Here is a 16,981-nt window from a genome sequence, read left to right as displayed (position 1 = left end):
TAGTGTTTCGGTGGTCATAGCGTTAGGGAAACGCCCGGTTACATTCCGAACCCGGAAGCTAAGCCTTTCAGCGCCGATGGTACTGCAGGGGGGACCCTGTGGGAGAGTAGGACACCGCCGAACAATCTTTATGGACCCTCGGTCCTGGCCTAAGCGCTGGGATCGAGGGTCTTTTTGTTTTGCCCCACCGGTGCGCGGTCCCTCGGCAGGTACGAGAGACTGGCACCACAGCAGCACGAACCAAGGAGTTACGACGATGTCCAACTCACCCGAGGATCGGTCGGATCGGCCTGAGCGCCGGGAGCCGCGTCAGAGCGGCGGCGACCGGGGTGGTTTCCGCACCGGTGGCCCCCGCCGCGACGGTGACCGGGCCGGCGGTTTCCGCCGGGATGACCGTCGTGACGACCGCCCCCGTACCGACCGTCCGAGTTCCGACCGGCCGAGCTCTGACCGCCCGCGCTCGGACCGTCCCCGCGACGACCGGCCGCGGACCGACCGTCCGAGTTCCGACCGCCCCCGTGACGACCGTGGCGGCAGCAGTTTCCGTCGCGACGACCGTCCGAGCGGAGACCGCCCGCGCTTCGGTCCGCCGAGTGGTGACCGCCGTGACGACCGCCGTGACGGCCCGCCGCGTGGCCCGCGTCAGGACGACCGTGGCGGCAGCACCTTCCGCCGTGACGACCGCCGTGACGGCCCCCCGCGCTCCGGCCCTCCGCGTGACGACCGTGGTGGCAGCTTCCGCCGCGACGACCGCCCCAGTGGCGACCGCCCGCGCTATGACCGCCCGCGCTATGACCGTCCCAGCAGCGACCGTCCCAGCAGCGACCGTCCCCGTGACGACCGCCGTGACGACCGCCGTGACGACCGCCGTGACGGCCCGCCGCGCGGCCCGCGTCAGGACGACCGTGGCGGCAGCACCTTCCGCCGCGACGACCGCCGCGACGGCCCCCCGCGCTCCGACCGTCCGAGCAGTGACCGTCCCCGTGAGGACCGTCCGCGCTTCGACCGTCCGAGCAGCGACCGCCCGCGCTATGACCGTCCCAGCAGTGACCGTCCCAGCAGCGACCGGCCCAGCAGCAGCCGTCCGAGCAGTGACCGTCCCCGTGACGACCGCCGTGACGACCGCCGTGACGACCGTCGCGATGCGCCCCCGCGTGGGCCGCGCCGTGACGACGACCGGGGGCAGAGCCGCCGGCCTGCGGAGGAGAGCCGTGGACGGTTCGCAAGCGAGGGCCGTGAGGAGCGGGAGCCGGTCAGGCGACTGCCGATCCCGGACGACGTCACGGGTCAGGAGATCGACCCGAGCGTGCGCCAGGAGCTCATGAGCCTGCCGAAGACGCTGGCGGACGACGTGGCACGCAACCTGGTCATGGTGGCGCAGCTGCTGGACGAGGACCCGGAAGCGGCTTACGAGTACTCCCGGATCGCTCTGCGGCTCGCTTCGCGCGTCGCCGCGGTCCGTGAGGCAGCGGGCTTCGCCTCGTACGCGACCGCACGCTACGGCGAGGCCCTCGCGGAGTTCCGCGCCACGCGCCGGATGACGGGTTCTGTGGACCTGTGGCCGGTCATGGCGGACTGCGAGCGCGGTATGGGCCGTCCGGAGCGCGCGCTGGCGATGGCGGGCGCACCGGAGGTGCAGAAGCTGGACAAGGCCGGCCAGGTCGAGATGCGACTCGTGGCCGCCGGCGCACGGCAGGACATGGGTCAGCCCGAGGCCGCGGTGGTGACGCTGCAGGGTCCGGAACTGGCCTCGAACGCGATGAACCCGTGGACCGCGCGACTGCGTTACGCGTACGCGGACGCCCTGCTCGCCGTGGACCGCAAGGCTGAGGCGCGCGAGTGGTTCGCCAAGGCGCTGGAGTCGGACCAGAGCGGCAGCACGGACGCCTCGGACCGGCTCGCGGAGCTGGACGGCGTCGAGTTCGTGGACGCCCTGGTCGAGGACCCGGCGGAGGCCCAGGACGCCGAGGCGGCCGTCGAGCCGGCCAAGACCAAGGCAGCCAGGGCCGAAGCGGATGCCGATGCGGATGCCGAGGCGGACGAGGACGAGGACGAGGACGAGGACGCGATCGAGGACGAAGACGTCGTCGAGCGTGTAGAGATCGCCGAGGTCGAGGTCGACATCACGGACGAGGCCGACCCGGCGTCGTTCCTGGACTCGCCGTTCAAGGAGCCCCGTCAGGGCACCGACGAGGTCTGACGGACCCGGTAGTCAGCAGCCGGCAAAGAGCGGAGAGGCGGCCCCCGCGATATCGGGGGCCGCCTCTCCGCGTTGCCGGCGTGCTTTCGTTTCCGGTGCTCAGCCGAGGTCGAGGCTGCGCATGACCAGACCGCTGGCCGGCTTCGGTCCGAAGGACGTGGACTTGCGGGGCATCGTGACACCCTGGCGTGCCAGTTCGCGGACCATGTCCTCGTGCACGGGGTGCATCAGCACCGCGGTGCCGCCGTGCCGCTCCGCCTGTTCGACGGCCGCGTCCGTGGCGTGGAGATAGCTGATGTGCTCGGGGGCGTCGGGTACCTGCCAGATGTCGTCGAGGAGCAGGCTGTGCAGGACCGTCGCGTCGAGTTGTCGCCATTCACGCGGCTGATCGTGCGGTACGGATTGATCGACATATCGGGGATCGGGCCGGTCGAGCAGATGGAATCCGCCGTCACCCGCGAGCAGGAAGGCGTTGCCCTCGGCCGCCGCTTCCGCCAGAGCGCTCAGCGCTACGGGCAGCGGCCCGTCGACGTCCCGGACGCGGAAGGCGTGCCGGGCGGCCTCGATGGCGTCGGCGACGGGCAGCTGGGGGAGTACCCGGTGGATGGCCCGGACCCGCAGCGGGTAGTGGGCGGTGTCGACGAGGAGCACCAGGCCGTGGTCCCAGGGGCTCGGGCCGGGCTGCTCGGCCTGCAGCCGCAGATAGGTCGCCCAGCGGTGGTGGCCGTCGGCGATGAGCGCCTGGCGGGGCGCCAGGTCGGCGTCGATCGCGGCGATCGTCCGCGGATCGGTGATGGACCACAGCTGGTGGTCGATGCCGTCCTCGGTGGTGGTGGAGAGCAGCGGTTCGCATGCGGCCGTGCGGTCGACGATCGCCGCGGTGGTGTCGCCGCCCTGGTAGGCGAGCAGCAGCGGTTCCAGGTTCGCGCCGGTCGCGCGCATCAGGGCGGCGCGGTCGGCGACCGGTCCCGGCATGACGTCCTCGTGCGGGAGCACGATGTGCTCCTCGGGCGGTGTGAGCCGCAGGACGCCGATCAGGCCGCGTTGCAGATGGTCGCCGTCCCGCTGCTCGTACACGTACAGACCCGGCTCCGGGTCGGGGGCGAGGACGCCCTCACGCTGCCACTGGGCCAGGGCCGTGGCGGCCTGCCGGTGGCGGACCGCGGGATCGGCGGTGTGGGGCAGGATGAGCCGGACGACGTTGTGCGGGTCGGCGGTCTCGAGATGACGCTGCCCGTCGGGACGGACCACGACGTCGTACGGTGGCGAGGTGACCGCGGCCAGGCTGCCCACCCTCTCCGGCACATAGCGGAGCCCGCGGAAGGGGGCGAGGCGCAGGCCGTGGGGAGCGGGCCCTGAAGTGGTCATCAGCGCATGCTACGTCGCCCGCGACGCTGGGGGATGATCTAGGTGATGGACGACATACGAGGAGCGGACGCGCGATGACCCACCGGACCAGTCCGAGCGGATCCGATCAGGCACTGGACGCGGCGTACGACACGGCTCTGCTCGACCTCGACGGGGTCGTCTACGCGGGCGGCGATGCCATCGGGCACGCCGTCGAGTCGCTCGGCACCGCGCGGGAGCACGGCATGCATCTCGCGTACGTCACCAACAACGCGGCACGTACGCCGCAGACGGTGGCCGAGCATCTGACGCGGCTGGGCGTGCCCGCGGGACCGGATGACGTGATCACCTCGGCGCAGGCCGTCGCCCGGCTGATCGCCGAGCAGGTGCCGGCGGGTTCCAGGGTGCTGGCGATCGGCGGCGAGGGGCTGCAGACGGCGCTGCGCGAACGTGGTCTGGAGCCGGTGGCGTCGGCGGAGGACGATCCGGCGGCGGTGGTGCAGGGCTACGATCCGCAGCTGCGCTGGTCGCTGCTGGCGGAGGCCTCGTTCGCGGTGGCGCGCGGGGTGCCGTGGTTCGCGTCCAACACCGATCTGACGATTCCGAGCCCACGCGGGATCGCGCCCGGCAACGGCGCGGCCGTCGAGGTCGTACGGATCGCGACCGGTGGCGAGCCGCAGGTGGCGGGCAAGCCGCTGCCGCCGATGCACCGCGAGACGATCCTGCGGACCGGCGCGAAGCGGCCGCTGGTGGTCGGGGACCGGCTGGACACCGACATCGAGGGTGCGACGGCGGGCGAGGTGGACTCGCTGCTGGTGCTGACGGGTGTGACGACGGCCGCGCAGCTCCTGGCCGCCGTGCCGAAGCACCGTCCGACGTATGTGGCGGCCGATCTGCGCGGGCTGCTGGAGCCGCAGCCGGAGGTCCTGACGGACGGCGGTGGGTCCCGGTGCGGTGGCTGGACGGCGTCGGCGGCCGGTGAGGCGCTCGCGGTGGAGGGTGACGGTGACCCCGTCGACGGTCTGCGGGCGCTGTGCGCGGCCGCGTGGACGGCGGCGGGAGACGGTGCGTGCGCGCTGGACGGGGAGAAGGCGCTGGCCCGGCTGGGGCTCTGAGAGGCCTCGGGGTAGCGGTCGGGTGCGCGGTGGGGCTGGAGCAGGGCTAGAGCAGTGAGCGCAGCCGCAGTAGGTCCCGCAGACCGGCTTCCAGCTTGACCCGGCCGCTGCCCCACGCCTTGGCGAAGCTCAGCTCGCCGCCGACCAGGGCGACGAGGTCGTCGCCGGCCATCGTCAGCCGGATCTGGGCCCGCTCGACGGGCACCCCGGTCACCGTGGTCACCTCATGGATCCGGCCGTCCGTCAGCCGTCCGACGAAGGTGGTGCCGAGGTCGGTGATGTGGCAGCTCAGCGAACGGTCCAGGGAGGTGGCGCTGCGGATGTCGCCATTGGCCCCGGAGAGGTTCTCCGACAGCTGGTCGAGTGCGCTGCGGCACTCCTCGATGGTCGCCATCGGTCGGGCGTCTCCCGTTCGGGTGGTACGTACGAGCGCCGGGGTCGCCGGCGCCCTGATCATGCGGTCCGTCCGATCGACGGTACCTCAGGAGCTCGGGGCACCGTACGGCGTCGGCCGGACAGTACGCGGTAGCGTCAGGAGCGGATACGTCAAAAGGCGAAGCGAGGAGTGAGAGCGATGCGGGACGCGCTGCGTACCTGTCTGCAGATCGCGGGCGGCCTGACCGAGGCGACCCGGCGGCGGGCGGTGGGGGCGGCCAGGGAGCTGCTCGATCAGACGGGAATAGACGTCGATGCCGTCCAGCGCAGGATCGGCGCGAGCATTCCGCCGGAGGTGCAGACGCTGGCGGACGAGCTGATGGCGGCCGGGCGGGCCAACCGGGATCTGCTGATCGGGCTGATCCGCGAGGAAGTCGACAAGGCGATGGACCGGGTCGGCCGCATCGCCGATGAGGTGACGAAGGTCGGCGTCGTCCTGGAGGCGCTGGAGCGCCGCGTGCGGAACCTCGAGGACGAGGACGAGGACGAGGGCGCGGGCGAAGAAGCGGGCGGGGACGCCTACGAGTACGTGGCGGCTCCGCAGGAGCCTGAGCCGGCCGCACCCGTCGTGCTGGTCGCGCAGGATGAGCCCGAGCAGTCCGAGCAGCCCGAACCGAAGGCTCCGGCGAAGGCGAAGAAGGCGGCTCCACCCGCCAAGAAGGCCGCACCGGTGAAGAAGGCCGCACCGGTGAAGAAGGCCGCACCGGTGAAGAAGGCTCCCGCAGCCAAGAAGGCCGCGCCCGCCAAGAAGCCGGCGGCCAAGAAGGCCCCGGCCAAAAAGTCCGCGCCCGCCAAGAAGAAGGCCGGCGATGAGTGAGCCCGTGTCCGGGGAGGGCCCGGCGGACGGGCCCGTCCCGCTGGGCGTGACGCCGGCTCCCACTGGGCACGCCGCGGTGGACACGCTGATCACGCGGCTGGGCGACGCGGACGACCTGCCTACCGCGGATCACACCGAGGTGTACGAGGATGTGCACCGTGGGCTGCGCGAAGCGCTCGCCGCACTCGACGACAACAGGAGCTGAACCGTACGTGGCACGACGCCGACTCGACGCCGAGCTGGTGCGCCGAAATCTGGCGCGCTCGCGTGAGCACGCCAGCCAGCTGATCGCCGCGGGGCGGGTCACCGTCGGCGGCGGCATCGCCACCAAGGCCGCCACCCAGGTGGAGACCAGCGCGGCCGTGGTGGTGGCCAAGGACGACAACGAACCCGACTACGTGTCGCGCGGCGGCCACAAGCTCGCCGGCGCCCTAGCCGCGTTCATGCCGCTCGGCCTGAAGGTCGAGGGGCGGCGCGCGCTCGACGCGGGGGCCTCGACCGGGGGCTTCACCGATGTGCTGCTGCGCAACGGCGCCGCGCGCGTCGTCGCCGTCGACGTCGGCTACGGCCAGCTGGCCTGGTCGCTGCAGAGCGATGACCGGGTCACCATCAAGGACCGCACCAACGTACGAGAGCTGACGCTGGAGCACATCGACGGCGAACCCGTGGACATCATCGTCGGGGACCTGTCGTTCATCCCCCTCGGGCTGGTGCTGCCCGCGCTCGTGCGGTGCGCCGCGCCCGACGCGGATCTGGTGCTGATGGTCAAGCCGCAGTTCGAGGTGGGCAAGGAGCGGCTCGGCACCGGCGGTGTGGTGCGCAGTACGCAGCTGCGTGCCGAGACCGTCCGGACGGTCGCCGGGCAGGGAGCGGCGCTCGGACTCGGTGTCATGGGCGTCACCGCAAGTCCGCTGCCCGGACCTTCCGGCAATGTGGAGTACTTTCTGTGGCTGCGCGCCGGTGCGCCAGAACTGGACCCGGCGGATGTCGACCGTGCTGTGGCGGAGGGGCCCCGTTGACCACGAACACCGAATCACAGGACAGTGCAGGACCGCAGGGCCGCACGATCTTCCTGCTCACCCACACCGGCCGCCCGGCCGCGATCCGCAGTGCGGAACGGGTCGTACGCGGCCTGCTGCGCTGCGGGATCGGCGTGCGGCTACTGACGGACGAGGCCGCGGACCTGCCGCTGCCCCCCGAGGTGGAACTGGTGACGGAGGGCGGCCCGGGGGCCGTCGAGGGCTGTGAACTGATCATCGTCCTCGGCGGTGACGGGACACTGCTGCGCGGCGCGGAGTTCGCCCGCGCGTCCGGTGTGCCGATGCTCGGGGTCAACCTGGGGCGGGTCGGCTTCCTCGCCGAGGCCGAGCGGGACGACCTGGACAAGGTCGTGGACCGGGTGGTCACCAAGCAGTATGAGGTCGAGGAGCGGATGACGCTCGACGTCCTCGTCCGTAATGACGGACATGTCGTGCACACCGACTGGGCGCTCAACGAGGCGTCGGTGGAGAAGCAGGCGCGCGAGCGGATGCTGGAGGTTGTGACCGAGGTCGACGGCCGCCCGGTGTCACGATTCGGCGGCGACGGCGTGGTCTGTGCGACCCCGACGGGCTCGACGGCGTACGCCTTCTCGGCCGGCGGCCCGGTGGTCTGGCCCGAGGTCGAGGCCCTGCTCATGGTGCCGATCAGCGCCCACGCGCTGTTCGCGCGGCCGCTGGTGACCTCGCCGCGCTCGGTGCTCGCGGTGGAAGTGCAGCCCAAGACGCCGCACGGCGTGCTGTGGTGCGACGGCCGGCGCACCGTCGAGCTGCCGGCCGGTGCCCGGGTGGAGGTACGGCGGGGCGCGGTGCCGGTACGGCTCGCGCGGCTGCATCACGCCTCTTTCACGGACCGGCTGGTGGCGAAGTTCGCGCTGCCGGTCGCGGGCTGGCGGGGCGCTCCGCAGTAGCCGGGAAGCGGCCCGGGAGCGGCCGGCGAGCGTCGCTAAGATTCCAGAGGCCGATGCCCGTCGCGCGCGGGGCCGCAAACCTCGTATGGTCGTATCCGTGTTGGAGGAGATGCGGATCCGGTCGCTGGGAGTCATCGAGGACGCCGTGGTGGAGTTTTCACCCGGTTTCACCGCTGTGACCGGCGAGACCGGCGCGGGCAAGACCATGGTCGTCACCAGTCTCGGCCTGCTGTTGGGCGGCCGGGCCGATCCCGCTTTGGTGCGGATCGGCGCGAAGGCGGCGGTGGTCGAGGGGCGGATCACGCTCGGGCGTGACTCGGCCGCCGCCGTGCGCGCCGAGGAGGCGGGCGCGGAACTCGACGACGGGGCGCTGCTGATCAGCCGTACGGTTTCGGCCGAGGGGCGGTCGCGGGCGCATGTCGGCGGGCGTTCCGTGCCGGTCGGGCTGCTCGGCGAGCTCGCCGACGACCTGGTGGCCGTGCATGGCCAGACCGACCAGCAGGGCCTGCTGCGCCCAGCCCGGCAGCGGCAGGCACTGGACCGGTACGCGGGCGACGCCGTGGCCGTACCGCTGGTGAAGTACGGGGCCTCGTACCGGCGGCTGCGGGAGGTGTCGGGTGAGCTCGACGAGCTGACCACCCGCGCCCGTGAGCGGTCCCAGGAGGCGGATCTGATCCGCTTCGGGATCGGGGAGGTGGCCGCCGCCGAGCCGCTGCCCGGCGAGGACACCGAACTGGCCGCCGAGGCCGAGCGGCTGGGCCACGCCGAGGCACTCGCCTCCGCCGCGGCCATCGCGCACGCCGCGCTCGCGGGCAATCCCGAGGACCCGGAGGGCAACGACGCGGGCACGCTCATCGCCGGGGCGCAGCGCGCGCTGGACGCCGTACGCGCCCACGACCCGGCGCTCGCGGCGCTCGCCGAACGCATCGGCGAGATCGGCATCCTCGCCGGCGACGTGGCCGGCGAGCTCGCCGGATACGCGGACGACCTGGACGCCGACCCGCTGCGGCTCGCCGCGGTCGAGGAGCGGCGCGCGCTGCTCTCCCATCTGACCCGCAAGTACGGGTCCGACATCGACGGCGTACTGGCCTGGGCCGAGCAGGGCGCCTCCCGGCTGGGCGAGCTGGAGGGCGACGACGAGCGGATCGCGGAACTGGCCGGGGAACGGGACGCGCTGCGTGCCGAGCTCGGGGACCTCGCGCAGGCGCTGACCGACGCCCGTGCGGAGGCGGCGGACCGTTTCGCCGCCGCGGTCACGGCGGAGCTGGCCGAGCTGGCGATGCCCCACGCCCGGGTCGGCGTCGCGATCCGGCAGGCCGACGACCCCGAGGGGATCCAGGTCGGCGGACGGCTCGTGGCCTTCGGCGTGACCGGCGCCGATGAGGTCGAGCTCCAGCTCGCCCCGCACCCCGGCGCTCCCGCCCGGCCGATCGCCAAGGGTGCGTCCGGTGGTGAGCTCTCGCGCGTCATGCTCGCCGTCGAGGTCGTCTTCGCCGGCTCCGACCCCGTGCCGACGTATCTCTTCGACGAGGTCGACGCCGGTGTCGGCGGCAAGGCCGCGGTGGAGGTGGGCCGCCGGCTCGCGCGGCTGGCACGGACCGCGCAGGTCGTCGTCGTCACTCATCTGCCGCAGGTCGCCGCGTTCGCCGACCGGCAGCTTCTCGTGGAGAAGACGAACGACGGCTCGGTGACGCGCAGCGGCGTCACCGTCCTCGAAGGCGAGGACCGGGTCCGTGAGCTCTCCCGTATGCTCGCCGGCCTGGAGGACTCCGAACTCGGCCGCGCCCACGCGGAAGAGCTGCTGGCAGCCGCTCGCGCCACGTCCTGAGGCTGCGGCGGGTGCGGCGGGCCGGGAGCCGGTCCGGACGTTGTGGAACGTGCCTGGTGTGCCGGGCGTCGACAGTCCGGGCCGCGGAGCCCCGTCAGCGCACTCGTTCGAGTGATCCCCGGCGCGCGTACCCGGGCAGGGAGGCGGCCGGTGCCCCCGGGACGCCGTGCGGGCCTGGCATCCTTGACGCATGGCGCAACAGCCGTCGTCCGACGCCGAGTCAGGAGCTGTACCCGGGTGAGCAGCACTCCGATCCCCTTGCGGGGGCAGCTGCATGCCGTCCTTGTGCTGGGCGGGGCGGGCGGTCCCACGGGTGCGCACGTCAGCTCGCTCGCGGGCGGCCTCGTCGCGCGCGGGGTGCGGGTGACGGTGTGCGGTCCTGCGGTGGCCGAGGCCGACTACGCGTTCACGGGTACCGGCGCCCGATTCGCGCCCGTGGAGATCGCCCACCGGGCGGCCAGGTCCGACGCCGCGGTCGTGGCCGCGCTGCGGGCGGCCTGTGCGGACGCCGAGGTCGTGCACGCCCATGGACTGCGCGCCGGGCTGCTGGCGTCGCTGGCGCTGAGCGGCCGCCCCACCCCGCTCGTCGTGACGTGGCACAGCGCGGTCCTCGCGGAGGGCGCCAGGGCCCGGCTGCTGCGGTGGCTGGAGCGCCGGGTGGTGCGGTCCGCGGCCGTGGTGCTCGGCGCGTCGTCCGATCTGGTGGACTGGGCCCGGACGCTGGGTGCGCGGGACGCGCGGCTGGCGCCGGTCGCCGTGCCGCCTCCCGGTCCCGTGATGCGGGAGCCGGCGGCCGAGACCGAGCGGCTGCGCCAGAAGACGCGGGCCGAGTTCGGGGCGGAGGACCGGCCGTTGGTGCTGGCCGTCGGCCGCCTGGAGCCGCACAAGGGCTACGACCTCCTGCTGGACGCCACCCGGCTGCTGGCGGACCGCGATCCCCGGCTGCTGGTGGTCGTCGCGGGGGAGGGCTCGCAGCGGGCCGCGCTGGAGCGGCGGATCGACACCGAGCGGCTGCCCGTCCGGCTGGTCGGCCGCCGGGCCGATGTCACGGAGCTGCTGGCCGCCGCCGATGTGGTGGTGCTGCCGAGCCGCTGGGAGGCCCGCGCCCTGATTGCACAGGAGGCACTGCACGCCGGGGTGCCGCTGGTCGCCACCGCGGTCGGCGGGATCCCCGAACTCGTGGGTGAGGCGGCGGAACTGGTGCCGTACGGCGATCCGGCGGCGCTCGCCCGGGTCGTCGGCCGGCTGCTGGACGATCCGGGGCGCCGCGCCGAGCTCGCGGCCGCGGGACGCGCACAGGCCGCCACCTGGCCGACCGAGGACGATACGGTCGCCCAGGTGCTGAGCATCTACGACGAGTTGGCGCAGCGCTGACCCCACGGCCCGCACGGAGCGGCCTCGACGGAGCCGGCCGGGCGGCGCGGCCGTAGGGGCCCGCGCCGCCCCGGGGGCTCAGCCCCCGCCGTACGCTCCGCAGGCACTCAGCCGCAGTGCCGTGTCGATGAGCGGCACATGGCTGAACGCTTGCGGGAAGTTGCCGACCTGGCGCTTGAGCCGGGGGTCCCACTCCTCGGCGAGCAGTCCGAGGTCGTTGCGGAGCTCCAGCAGCTTCTCGAACAGCTGGCGGGCCTCGTCCACCCGGCCGATCATGGCCAGGTCGTCGGCCATCCAGAACGAACAGGCCAGGAAGGCTCCTTCGTCCCCCGGCAGCCCGTCGAGATTGTCCTCGCCGCTGCTGGTCGGGTAGCGCAGGATGAAGCCGTCCTCGGTGCTCAGCTCGCGCTGGATCGCCTCGATGGTGCCGATGACGCGCTTGTCGTCGGGCGGCAGGAAGCCCATCTGCGGAATGAGCAGGAGCGAGGCGTCCAGTTCCTGGGAGCCGTAGGACTGGGTGAAGGTGTTGCGCTCCTTGTCGTAACCCTTCTCGCAGACGTCCCGGTGGATGTCGTCGCGCAGCTCGCGCCAGCGCTCCAGCGGCCCGTCCGCCTCGCCCGACTCGATGAGCTTGACGGTGCGGTCCACCGCGACCCAGGTCATCACCTTGGAGTGCACGAAGTGGCGGCGGGGGCCGCGTACTTCCCAGATGCCCTCGTCGGGCTCGGTCCAGTGCGATTCGAGATAGCGGATCAGCTTGAGCTGCAGCAGGCTCGCGTAGTCATTGCGGGCCAGACCGGTCATATGGGCGAGGTGGAGGGCCTCGGTGACCTCGCCGTAGACGTCCAGTTGCAGCTGGTGGGCCGCGCCGTTGCCGATCCGGACCGGTTTGGATCCCTCGTACCCGGGCAGCCAGTGCAGCTCGTTCTCGCCGAGCTCGCGCTCACCGGCGATGCCGTACATGATCTGCAGGTTCTCCGGGTCACCGGCGACCGCGCGCAGCAGCCACTCGCGCCAGGCGCGCGCCTCGTCGCGGTAGCCGGTGCGCAGCAGCGAGGACAGGGTGATCGCCGCGTCGCGCAGCCAGGTGAAGCGGTAGTCCCAGTTGCGGACGCCGCCGATGTCCTCGGGCAGCGAGGTGGTCGGGGCGGCGACGATGCCGCCGGTCGGCCCGTACGTGAGGCCCTTGAGGGTGATCAGCGAGCGGACCACGGCGTCCCGGTAGGGGCCGTGGTACGTGCACTGGTCGACCCAGTCCTGCCAGAACTGCTCGGTGGACTCCAGCGAGGCCTCCGGCTCCGGCAGCGAGGGCGGCGGGCGGTGCGAGGGCTCCCAGCTGATGGTGAAGGCGACCCGCTCACCCGGCGCGACGGTGAAGTCCGAGTACGTCGTCAGGTCCTTGCCGTACGTGTCGACCTCGGTGTCCAGCCAGACGGAGTCCGGCCCGGCCACCGCGACCGTGCGGTCGCCCACCTTGTGCACCCATGGCACGATCTGTCCGTAGGAGAAGCGCATCCGCAGGGCGGAGTGCATCCGCACCCGGCCGCTGACGCCCTCCACGATGCGGATCACCTGCGGGGCGCCGTCGCGCGGCGGCATGAAGTCGATCACCCGCACGGTTCCGCGCGGGGTGTCCCATTCGGATTCCAGCACCAGGGAGTCGCCCCGGTAGCGGCGCCGGGTCGCCGCGGGCGGACCGGTCCCCGCGGCATGGGCCGGGCCCAGCCTCCAGAATCCGTGCTGCTCGGTTCCGAGCAGTCCGGCGAAAACCGCGGGGGAGTCGAACCGGGGGAGGCACAGCCAGTCGACCGTCCCGTCCCGGCAGACCAGTGCAGCGGTCTGCATATCGCCGATCAGTGCGTAATCCTCGATGCGCCCGGCCACCTGCATCTCCAGTCGAATGACGGCGCCGGCCTCGGAGGGCCGGTCTTGCGGTCTGGGGATTTTCGACGAGCTCGTGTTCCGGGAGCGGGCGGGGTTGATGCCGTGCCGGCCGGCTCGCAGCGATGTGTCCGAGCAGGATACGTCGTCGGGAAGGGCGGTGCGCGCGTGACGGTTGTCTTCGCTGGGCCGGTCGGGTGCACTTGTTCCGCTCATGCCCGAGCATGCCATGAGTCCCCTTGCGAGCTGCTAAAAGCAGGCTGGGGCCCGTCCGGCCGGTCTGGGTCCGGCCAAGATCGGCCGGACAGGCCCCAGTGACCGCGCGGCCGGACGCACCCCCTCACGGTCGCTGTTACCCTGGTAGCCCGTGGGCCGGTGGGCTGAACCACTGAACCGCCGAGACGGCACTCCCCCTGATTCCGTGCCGTTCCGACCCTCACCTCGCGACCACGGGAGCCCCCTCTTGGCAATTGCGCCCAAATCCAGGACGACCAAGCACATCTTCGTCACCGGGGGTGTCGCCTCCTCGCTCGGCAAGGGCCTGACGGCGTCCAGCCTCGGTGCGCTGCTGAAGGCGCGCGGCCTCCGGGTCACCATGCAGAAGCTCGACCCGTACCTCAACGTGGACCCGGGCACGATGAACCCGTTCCAGCACGGTGAGGTCTTCGTCACTGACGACGGCGCCGAGACCGACCTGGACATCGGCCACTACGAGCGCTTCCTCGACGTCAACCTCGACGGCTCGGCGAACGTCACCACCGGCCAGATCTACTCCACGGTCATCGCCAAGGAGCGTCGCGGCGAGTACCTCGGCGACACCGTCCAGGTCATCCCGCACATCACCAACGAGATCAAGTCCCGGATCCGCCGCATGGCGACCGACGACGTGGACGTGGTGATCACCGAGGTCGGCGGCACCGTCGGCGACATCGAGTCGCTGCCCTTCCTCGAATCGGTCCGCCAGGTCCGCCACGAGGTCGGCCGTGACAACGTGTTCGTCGTCCACATCTCGCTGCTGCCGTACATCGGCCCGTCCGGCGAGCTGAAGACCAAGCCGACCCAGCACTCCGTCGCCGCGCTGCGCAGCATCGGCATCCAGCCCGACGCGATCGTGCTGCGCGCCGACCGCCCGGTGCCGGACGCCATCAAGCGCAAGATCTCGCTGATGTGCGACGTGGACGAGGACGCGGTCGTCGCCGCCATCGACGCCCCCTCGATCTACGACATCCCCAAGGTGCTGCACACCGAGGGCCTGGACGCCTATGTCGTCCGCAAGCTGGATCTGCCGTTCCGTGATGTGGACTGGACCCAGTGGGACGACCTGCTGAAGCGGGTCCACGAGCCCGCTCACCAGGTCAAGGTCGCGCTGGTCGGCAAGTACATCGACCTGCCCGACGCGTATTTGTCGGTGACCGAGGCGCTGCGCGCCGGCGGCTTCGCCAACAACGCCAAGGTCACCATCAAGTGGGTCACCTCGGACGAGTGCAAGACCCCGGCAGGCGCCAAGAAGCACCTCGCCGACGTCGACGCGGTCTGCGTACCCGGCGGTTTCGGCGACCGCGGTGTCGAGGGCAAGGTCGCGGCCATCACCTACGCCCGTGAGAACAGGATCCCGCTGCTGGGTCTGTGCCTGGGCCTGCAGTGCGTCGTCATCGAGGCGGCACGGTCGCTGGCCGGCATCCCGGACGCGAATTCCACCGAGTTCGACTCCGCGACCGCCCACCCCGTCATCTCCACGATGGCCGAGCAGCTCGACATCGTGGACGGCAAGGGCGACCTGGGCGGCACCATGCGGCTGGGCGTGTACCCGGCCAAGCTCGCCGAGGGCTCCATCGTGCGCGAGGTGTACGGCGGCGAGCCGTACGCCGAGGAGCGCCACCGGCACCGCTACGAGGTCAACAACTCCTACCGTGCGGAGCTGGAGAAGAAGGCCGGTCTGGTCTTCTCCGGGACCTCTCCGGACAACAAGCTGGTGGAGTACGTCGAGTACCCGCGCGAGGTGCACCCGTATCTCGTCGCGACCCAGGCGCACCCCGAGCTGAAGTCCCGCCCGACGCGCCCGCACCCGCTCTTCGCGGGTCTGATCGCAGCCGCGGTCAAGCGCCAGCAGGGCTGATCGATACGGTGCTGGGGGCAGATCTCGCCGATCTGTCCACAGCACCGTTTTTCTTGCGTTCTCACCGGTTCACGGAGGGCATCATGCTGCAGGACATCGCCGAGGAGTGGCAGGTCACAGCGACCTCGACGCCGTTCACCGGGAACAAGACGAGCGTCCGCACGGACGAGGTCGTCATGCCGGACGGCACCACCGCCAAGCGTGACTACCAGGTCCACCCGGGCTCGGTGGCCGTCGTCGCCCTCGACGAGGCCGGCCGCGTCCTGGTGCTGAGCCAGTACCGGCACCCGGTACGGCAGAAGCTGTGGGAGATCCCCGCCGGACTCCTCGACGTCCCCGGCGAGAACCCGCTGCACGCCGCGCAGCGCGAGCTGTACGAGGAGGCGCACGTCAAGGCCGGGGACTGGCGGGTGCTCGCCGATGTGTACACCACCCCGGGCGGCTGCGACGAGGCCGTACGGATCTTCCTGGCGCGCGATATCTCCGAGGCGGAGGGCGAGCGGTTCGAGGTCTCCGAGGAGGAGGCCGACATGGAGTTCGCCCGGGTGCCGCTGGCCGAACTGGTCCGCGGCGTCCTCGCCGGAAACCTGCACAACAACTGCCTGGTGGTCGGCGTCCTCGCACTCCAGGCCACGCTCTCGGGCGACGGGGTGGACGCGCTCCGGCCCGCCGACGCGCCCTGGCCGGCCAGGCCCTTCACGGCGTAGCGGCCCAAGAGCCCGCCGCTGATCCGATGGAGTGATCATTCCGCGGATCGGCTGGTCGGGGGCGTCGGGACGGGCATGTCCCCGTGGACCGGGTCCGGGCGTCCGGGCGGCGCCCGGGGGTCCGCGCCGGGCGGCACGGAGGCCGTTCGTGATCGCCCGGACAGGGCCTAGGCTCGGTGGTGTTCCCGCTCGCAGCGGCGGCGGGCTCGTGCGCGCAGGCAGAACGGGAGTGTGCCCGTGGCGGATCAGGTGCTGGACGCCGGTGAATCGGTGGCCGACGCGGACTTCGTGCCGTCACCCGGCCCTGGGCCGGAAGCGACGGCGCCGGCCACGCCACCACCGTCGGTGCCCGGCTGCGCCCTGCCCGGGGATGTGCCGCACTTCGTCGGACGCCGCCGCGAACTCGAAGGGCTGCGGGCCGACATCGACCGGCCGGGCCTCGCCGCGCTGGGCGGCAAGGTTCCCGACGGCAGCCGGGTGCTGCTCGTCGCGGGACGGCCGGGCTCCGGGCGCACCGCGCTCGCGGTCCACCTCGCCAGGGACGTCGCAGGACGGTACGCCGACGGGCAGCACTTCGTACGGCTCACCGGCAGCGGCGGCGAGCGGACACCTCCGGAACAGGCGGCGCGAGCCCTGCTGCGGGCCCTGGGCGCCGAGCCGCCGCTGCCGGAGGCGGACCCTGGTGAGGTGTACGCGGCGCTGCGCGCGGCCCTGGCCGGCCGCCGTACCGTCCTGGTGCTCGACGACGTCTCGCACGCCGACCAGCTGCTGCCACTGCTCCCCGAGGGGCCCGGCAGCCTGGTCGTGGCGACGTCCGAGGGCCCGCTGCCCGGCGTCCCCGACGTACGGCCGTGCACGCTCGGCGGGCTGGACACCGCCGCCGCCGTCGACATGCTGTCGCAGGCGATCGGCTCCACCCGGGTCACCTGCGACCCGCGGGCGGCCGAAACCCTCGCCCAGGAGTGCGCCGGGCATCCCACCGCCCTGCGACTGGTCGCCGCCTGGCTCGCCGCCCAGCCGCGGCTGTCGGTGACCGACGCCATCCGCCGGCTGCGGGCGGTGCCGGACGAGCCGCCGGTCCCGCCGCGAACCGCGCGGCCGTCCGGCGGTCCGTCCGGCGGCCGGCCGGACGTGGAACGGCCCGCCGGGCCGGACAAGAAGCCGAACGCGGGCGGTGAACCGGCCGGGCAGGCCGCGGAAGCGGCGGGGCGGG

At 72.5% G+C, this 16,981-nt stretch carries 14 protein-coding genes and 1 rRNA gene; 12 read left to right on the top strand and 3 right to left on the bottom strand.

The genetic code is table 11. The annotated features are described in order from the left end of the window. Positions 1-6 precede the first annotated feature (6 nt). A 5S ribosomal RNA gene (gene rrf / locus QMK24_RS17060) occupies positions 7-123 on the top strand. 1,198 nt (positions 124-1,321) lie between these two features. Continuing rightward, on the top strand, positions 1,322-2,200 hold the full coding sequence (locus tag QMK24_RS17055; protein ID WP_349307853.1) for a tetratricopeptide repeat protein: 879 nt from the start codon (positions 1,322-1,324) through the stop codon (positions 2,198-2,200). Between the two features lie 99 nt (positions 2,201-2,299). Here QMK24_RS17055 and QMK24_RS17050 read toward each other — a convergent pair whose 3' ends face one another. Continuing rightward, entirely contained in the window at positions 2,300-3,568 is a 1,269-nt protein-coding gene (locus tag QMK24_RS17050) for a DUF1015 domain-containing protein (RefSeq protein ID WP_283466917.1), read from the bottom strand. Between the two features lie 74 nt (positions 3,569-3,642). Between QMK24_RS17050 and QMK24_RS17045 the strand changes: the two genes are divergently transcribed. Beyond that, positions 3,643-4,662 carry an HAD-IIA family hydrolase gene (locus tag QMK24_RS17045; protein WP_283466915.1) on the top strand — a complete coding sequence of 340 codons (1,020 nt, stop codon included), beginning with the start codon at positions 3,643-3,645 and terminating at the stop codon, positions 4,660-4,662. Between the two features lie 46 nt (positions 4,663-4,708). Here QMK24_RS17045 and QMK24_RS17040 read toward each other — a convergent pair whose 3' ends face one another. Beyond that, positions 4,709-5,056, bottom strand: a complete 348-nt coding sequence (locus QMK24_RS17040; RefSeq protein WP_283466914.1) for a sterol-binding protein — start codon at positions 5,054-5,056, stop codon at positions 4,709-4,711. Positions 5,057-5,236: 180 nt separating this feature from the next. Between QMK24_RS17040 and QMK24_RS17035 the strand changes: the two genes are divergently transcribed. From QMK24_RS17035 to QMK24_RS17010, 6 genes are all read left to right on the top strand, one after another. Then, entirely contained in the window at positions 5,237-5,914 is a 678-nt protein-coding gene (locus tag QMK24_RS17035) for a histone (protein ID WP_283466913.1), read from the top strand. Next, positions 5,907-6,119, top strand: a complete 213-nt coding sequence (locus tag QMK24_RS17030) for a hypothetical protein (protein WP_283466912.1) — start codon at positions 5,907-5,909, stop codon at positions 6,117-6,119. The genes QMK24_RS17035 and QMK24_RS17030 overlap by 8 nt, the downstream gene beginning before the upstream one ends. Before the next feature lie 7 nt (positions 6,120-6,126). Further along, positions 6,127-6,933, top strand: coding sequence for a TlyA family RNA methyltransferase (locus tag QMK24_RS17025; protein ID WP_283466911.1), 807 nt, complete (start codon positions 6,127-6,129; stop codon positions 6,931-6,933). Positions 6,934-6,980: 47 nt separating this feature from the next. Then, positions 6,981-7,862, top strand: a complete 882-nt coding sequence (locus tag QMK24_RS17020; RefSeq protein ID WP_349307854.1) for an NAD kinase — start codon at positions 6,981-6,983, stop codon at positions 7,860-7,862. A gap of 85 nt (positions 7,863-7,947) precedes the next feature. Then, entirely contained in the window at positions 7,948-9,690 is a 1,743-nt protein-coding gene (recN, locus tag QMK24_RS17015) for a DNA repair protein RecN (protein WP_283466909.1), read from the top strand. A gap of 237 nt (positions 9,691-9,927) precedes the next feature. Further along, positions 9,928-11,064: a glycosyltransferase family 4 protein gene (locus tag QMK24_RS17010; RefSeq protein ID WP_283466908.1), complete on the top strand. Its 1,137-nt coding sequence runs from the start codon at positions 9,928-9,930 to the stop codon at positions 11,062-11,064. Between the two features lie 78 nt (positions 11,065-11,142). Here QMK24_RS17010 and QMK24_RS17005 read toward each other — a convergent pair whose 3' ends face one another. Continuing rightward, positions 11,143-12,948, bottom strand: a complete 1,806-nt coding sequence (locus QMK24_RS17005; protein WP_283466906.1) for a glycoside hydrolase family 15 protein — start codon at positions 12,946-12,948, stop codon at positions 11,143-11,145. A 460-nt stretch (positions 12,949-13,408) separates the two neighbouring features. Here QMK24_RS17005 and pyrG point away from each other — a divergent pair, with 460 nt between their 5' ends. The 3 genes from pyrG to QMK24_RS16990 form a co-directional block, all read left to right on the top strand. Further along, positions 13,409-15,061, top strand: a complete 1,653-nt coding sequence (pyrG, locus tag QMK24_RS17000) for a CTP synthase (protein WP_283466905.1) — start codon at positions 13,409-13,411, stop codon at positions 15,059-15,061. A gap of 83 nt (positions 15,062-15,144) precedes the next feature. Further along, the gene (locus QMK24_RS16995) at positions 15,145-15,768 is read left to right on the top strand and encodes an NUDIX domain-containing protein (RefSeq protein ID WP_502962534.1); all 624 of its coding nucleotides are present in this window, start codon (positions 15,145-15,147) and stop codon (positions 15,766-15,768) included. A gap of 237 nt (positions 15,769-16,005) precedes the next feature. Next, on the top strand, positions 16,006-16,981 hold a 976-nt coding region (locus tag QMK24_RS16990), incomplete at its 3' end, for an ATP-binding protein (protein ID WP_283466904.1).

The sequence above is a fragment of the Streptomyces sp. PH10-H1 genome (assembly GCF_030063355.1).
GTDB lineage: Bacteria > Actinomycetota > Actinomycetes > Streptomycetales > Streptomycetaceae > Actinacidiphila.
This window is presented reverse-complemented; position numbering and strand designations above follow the sequence as displayed.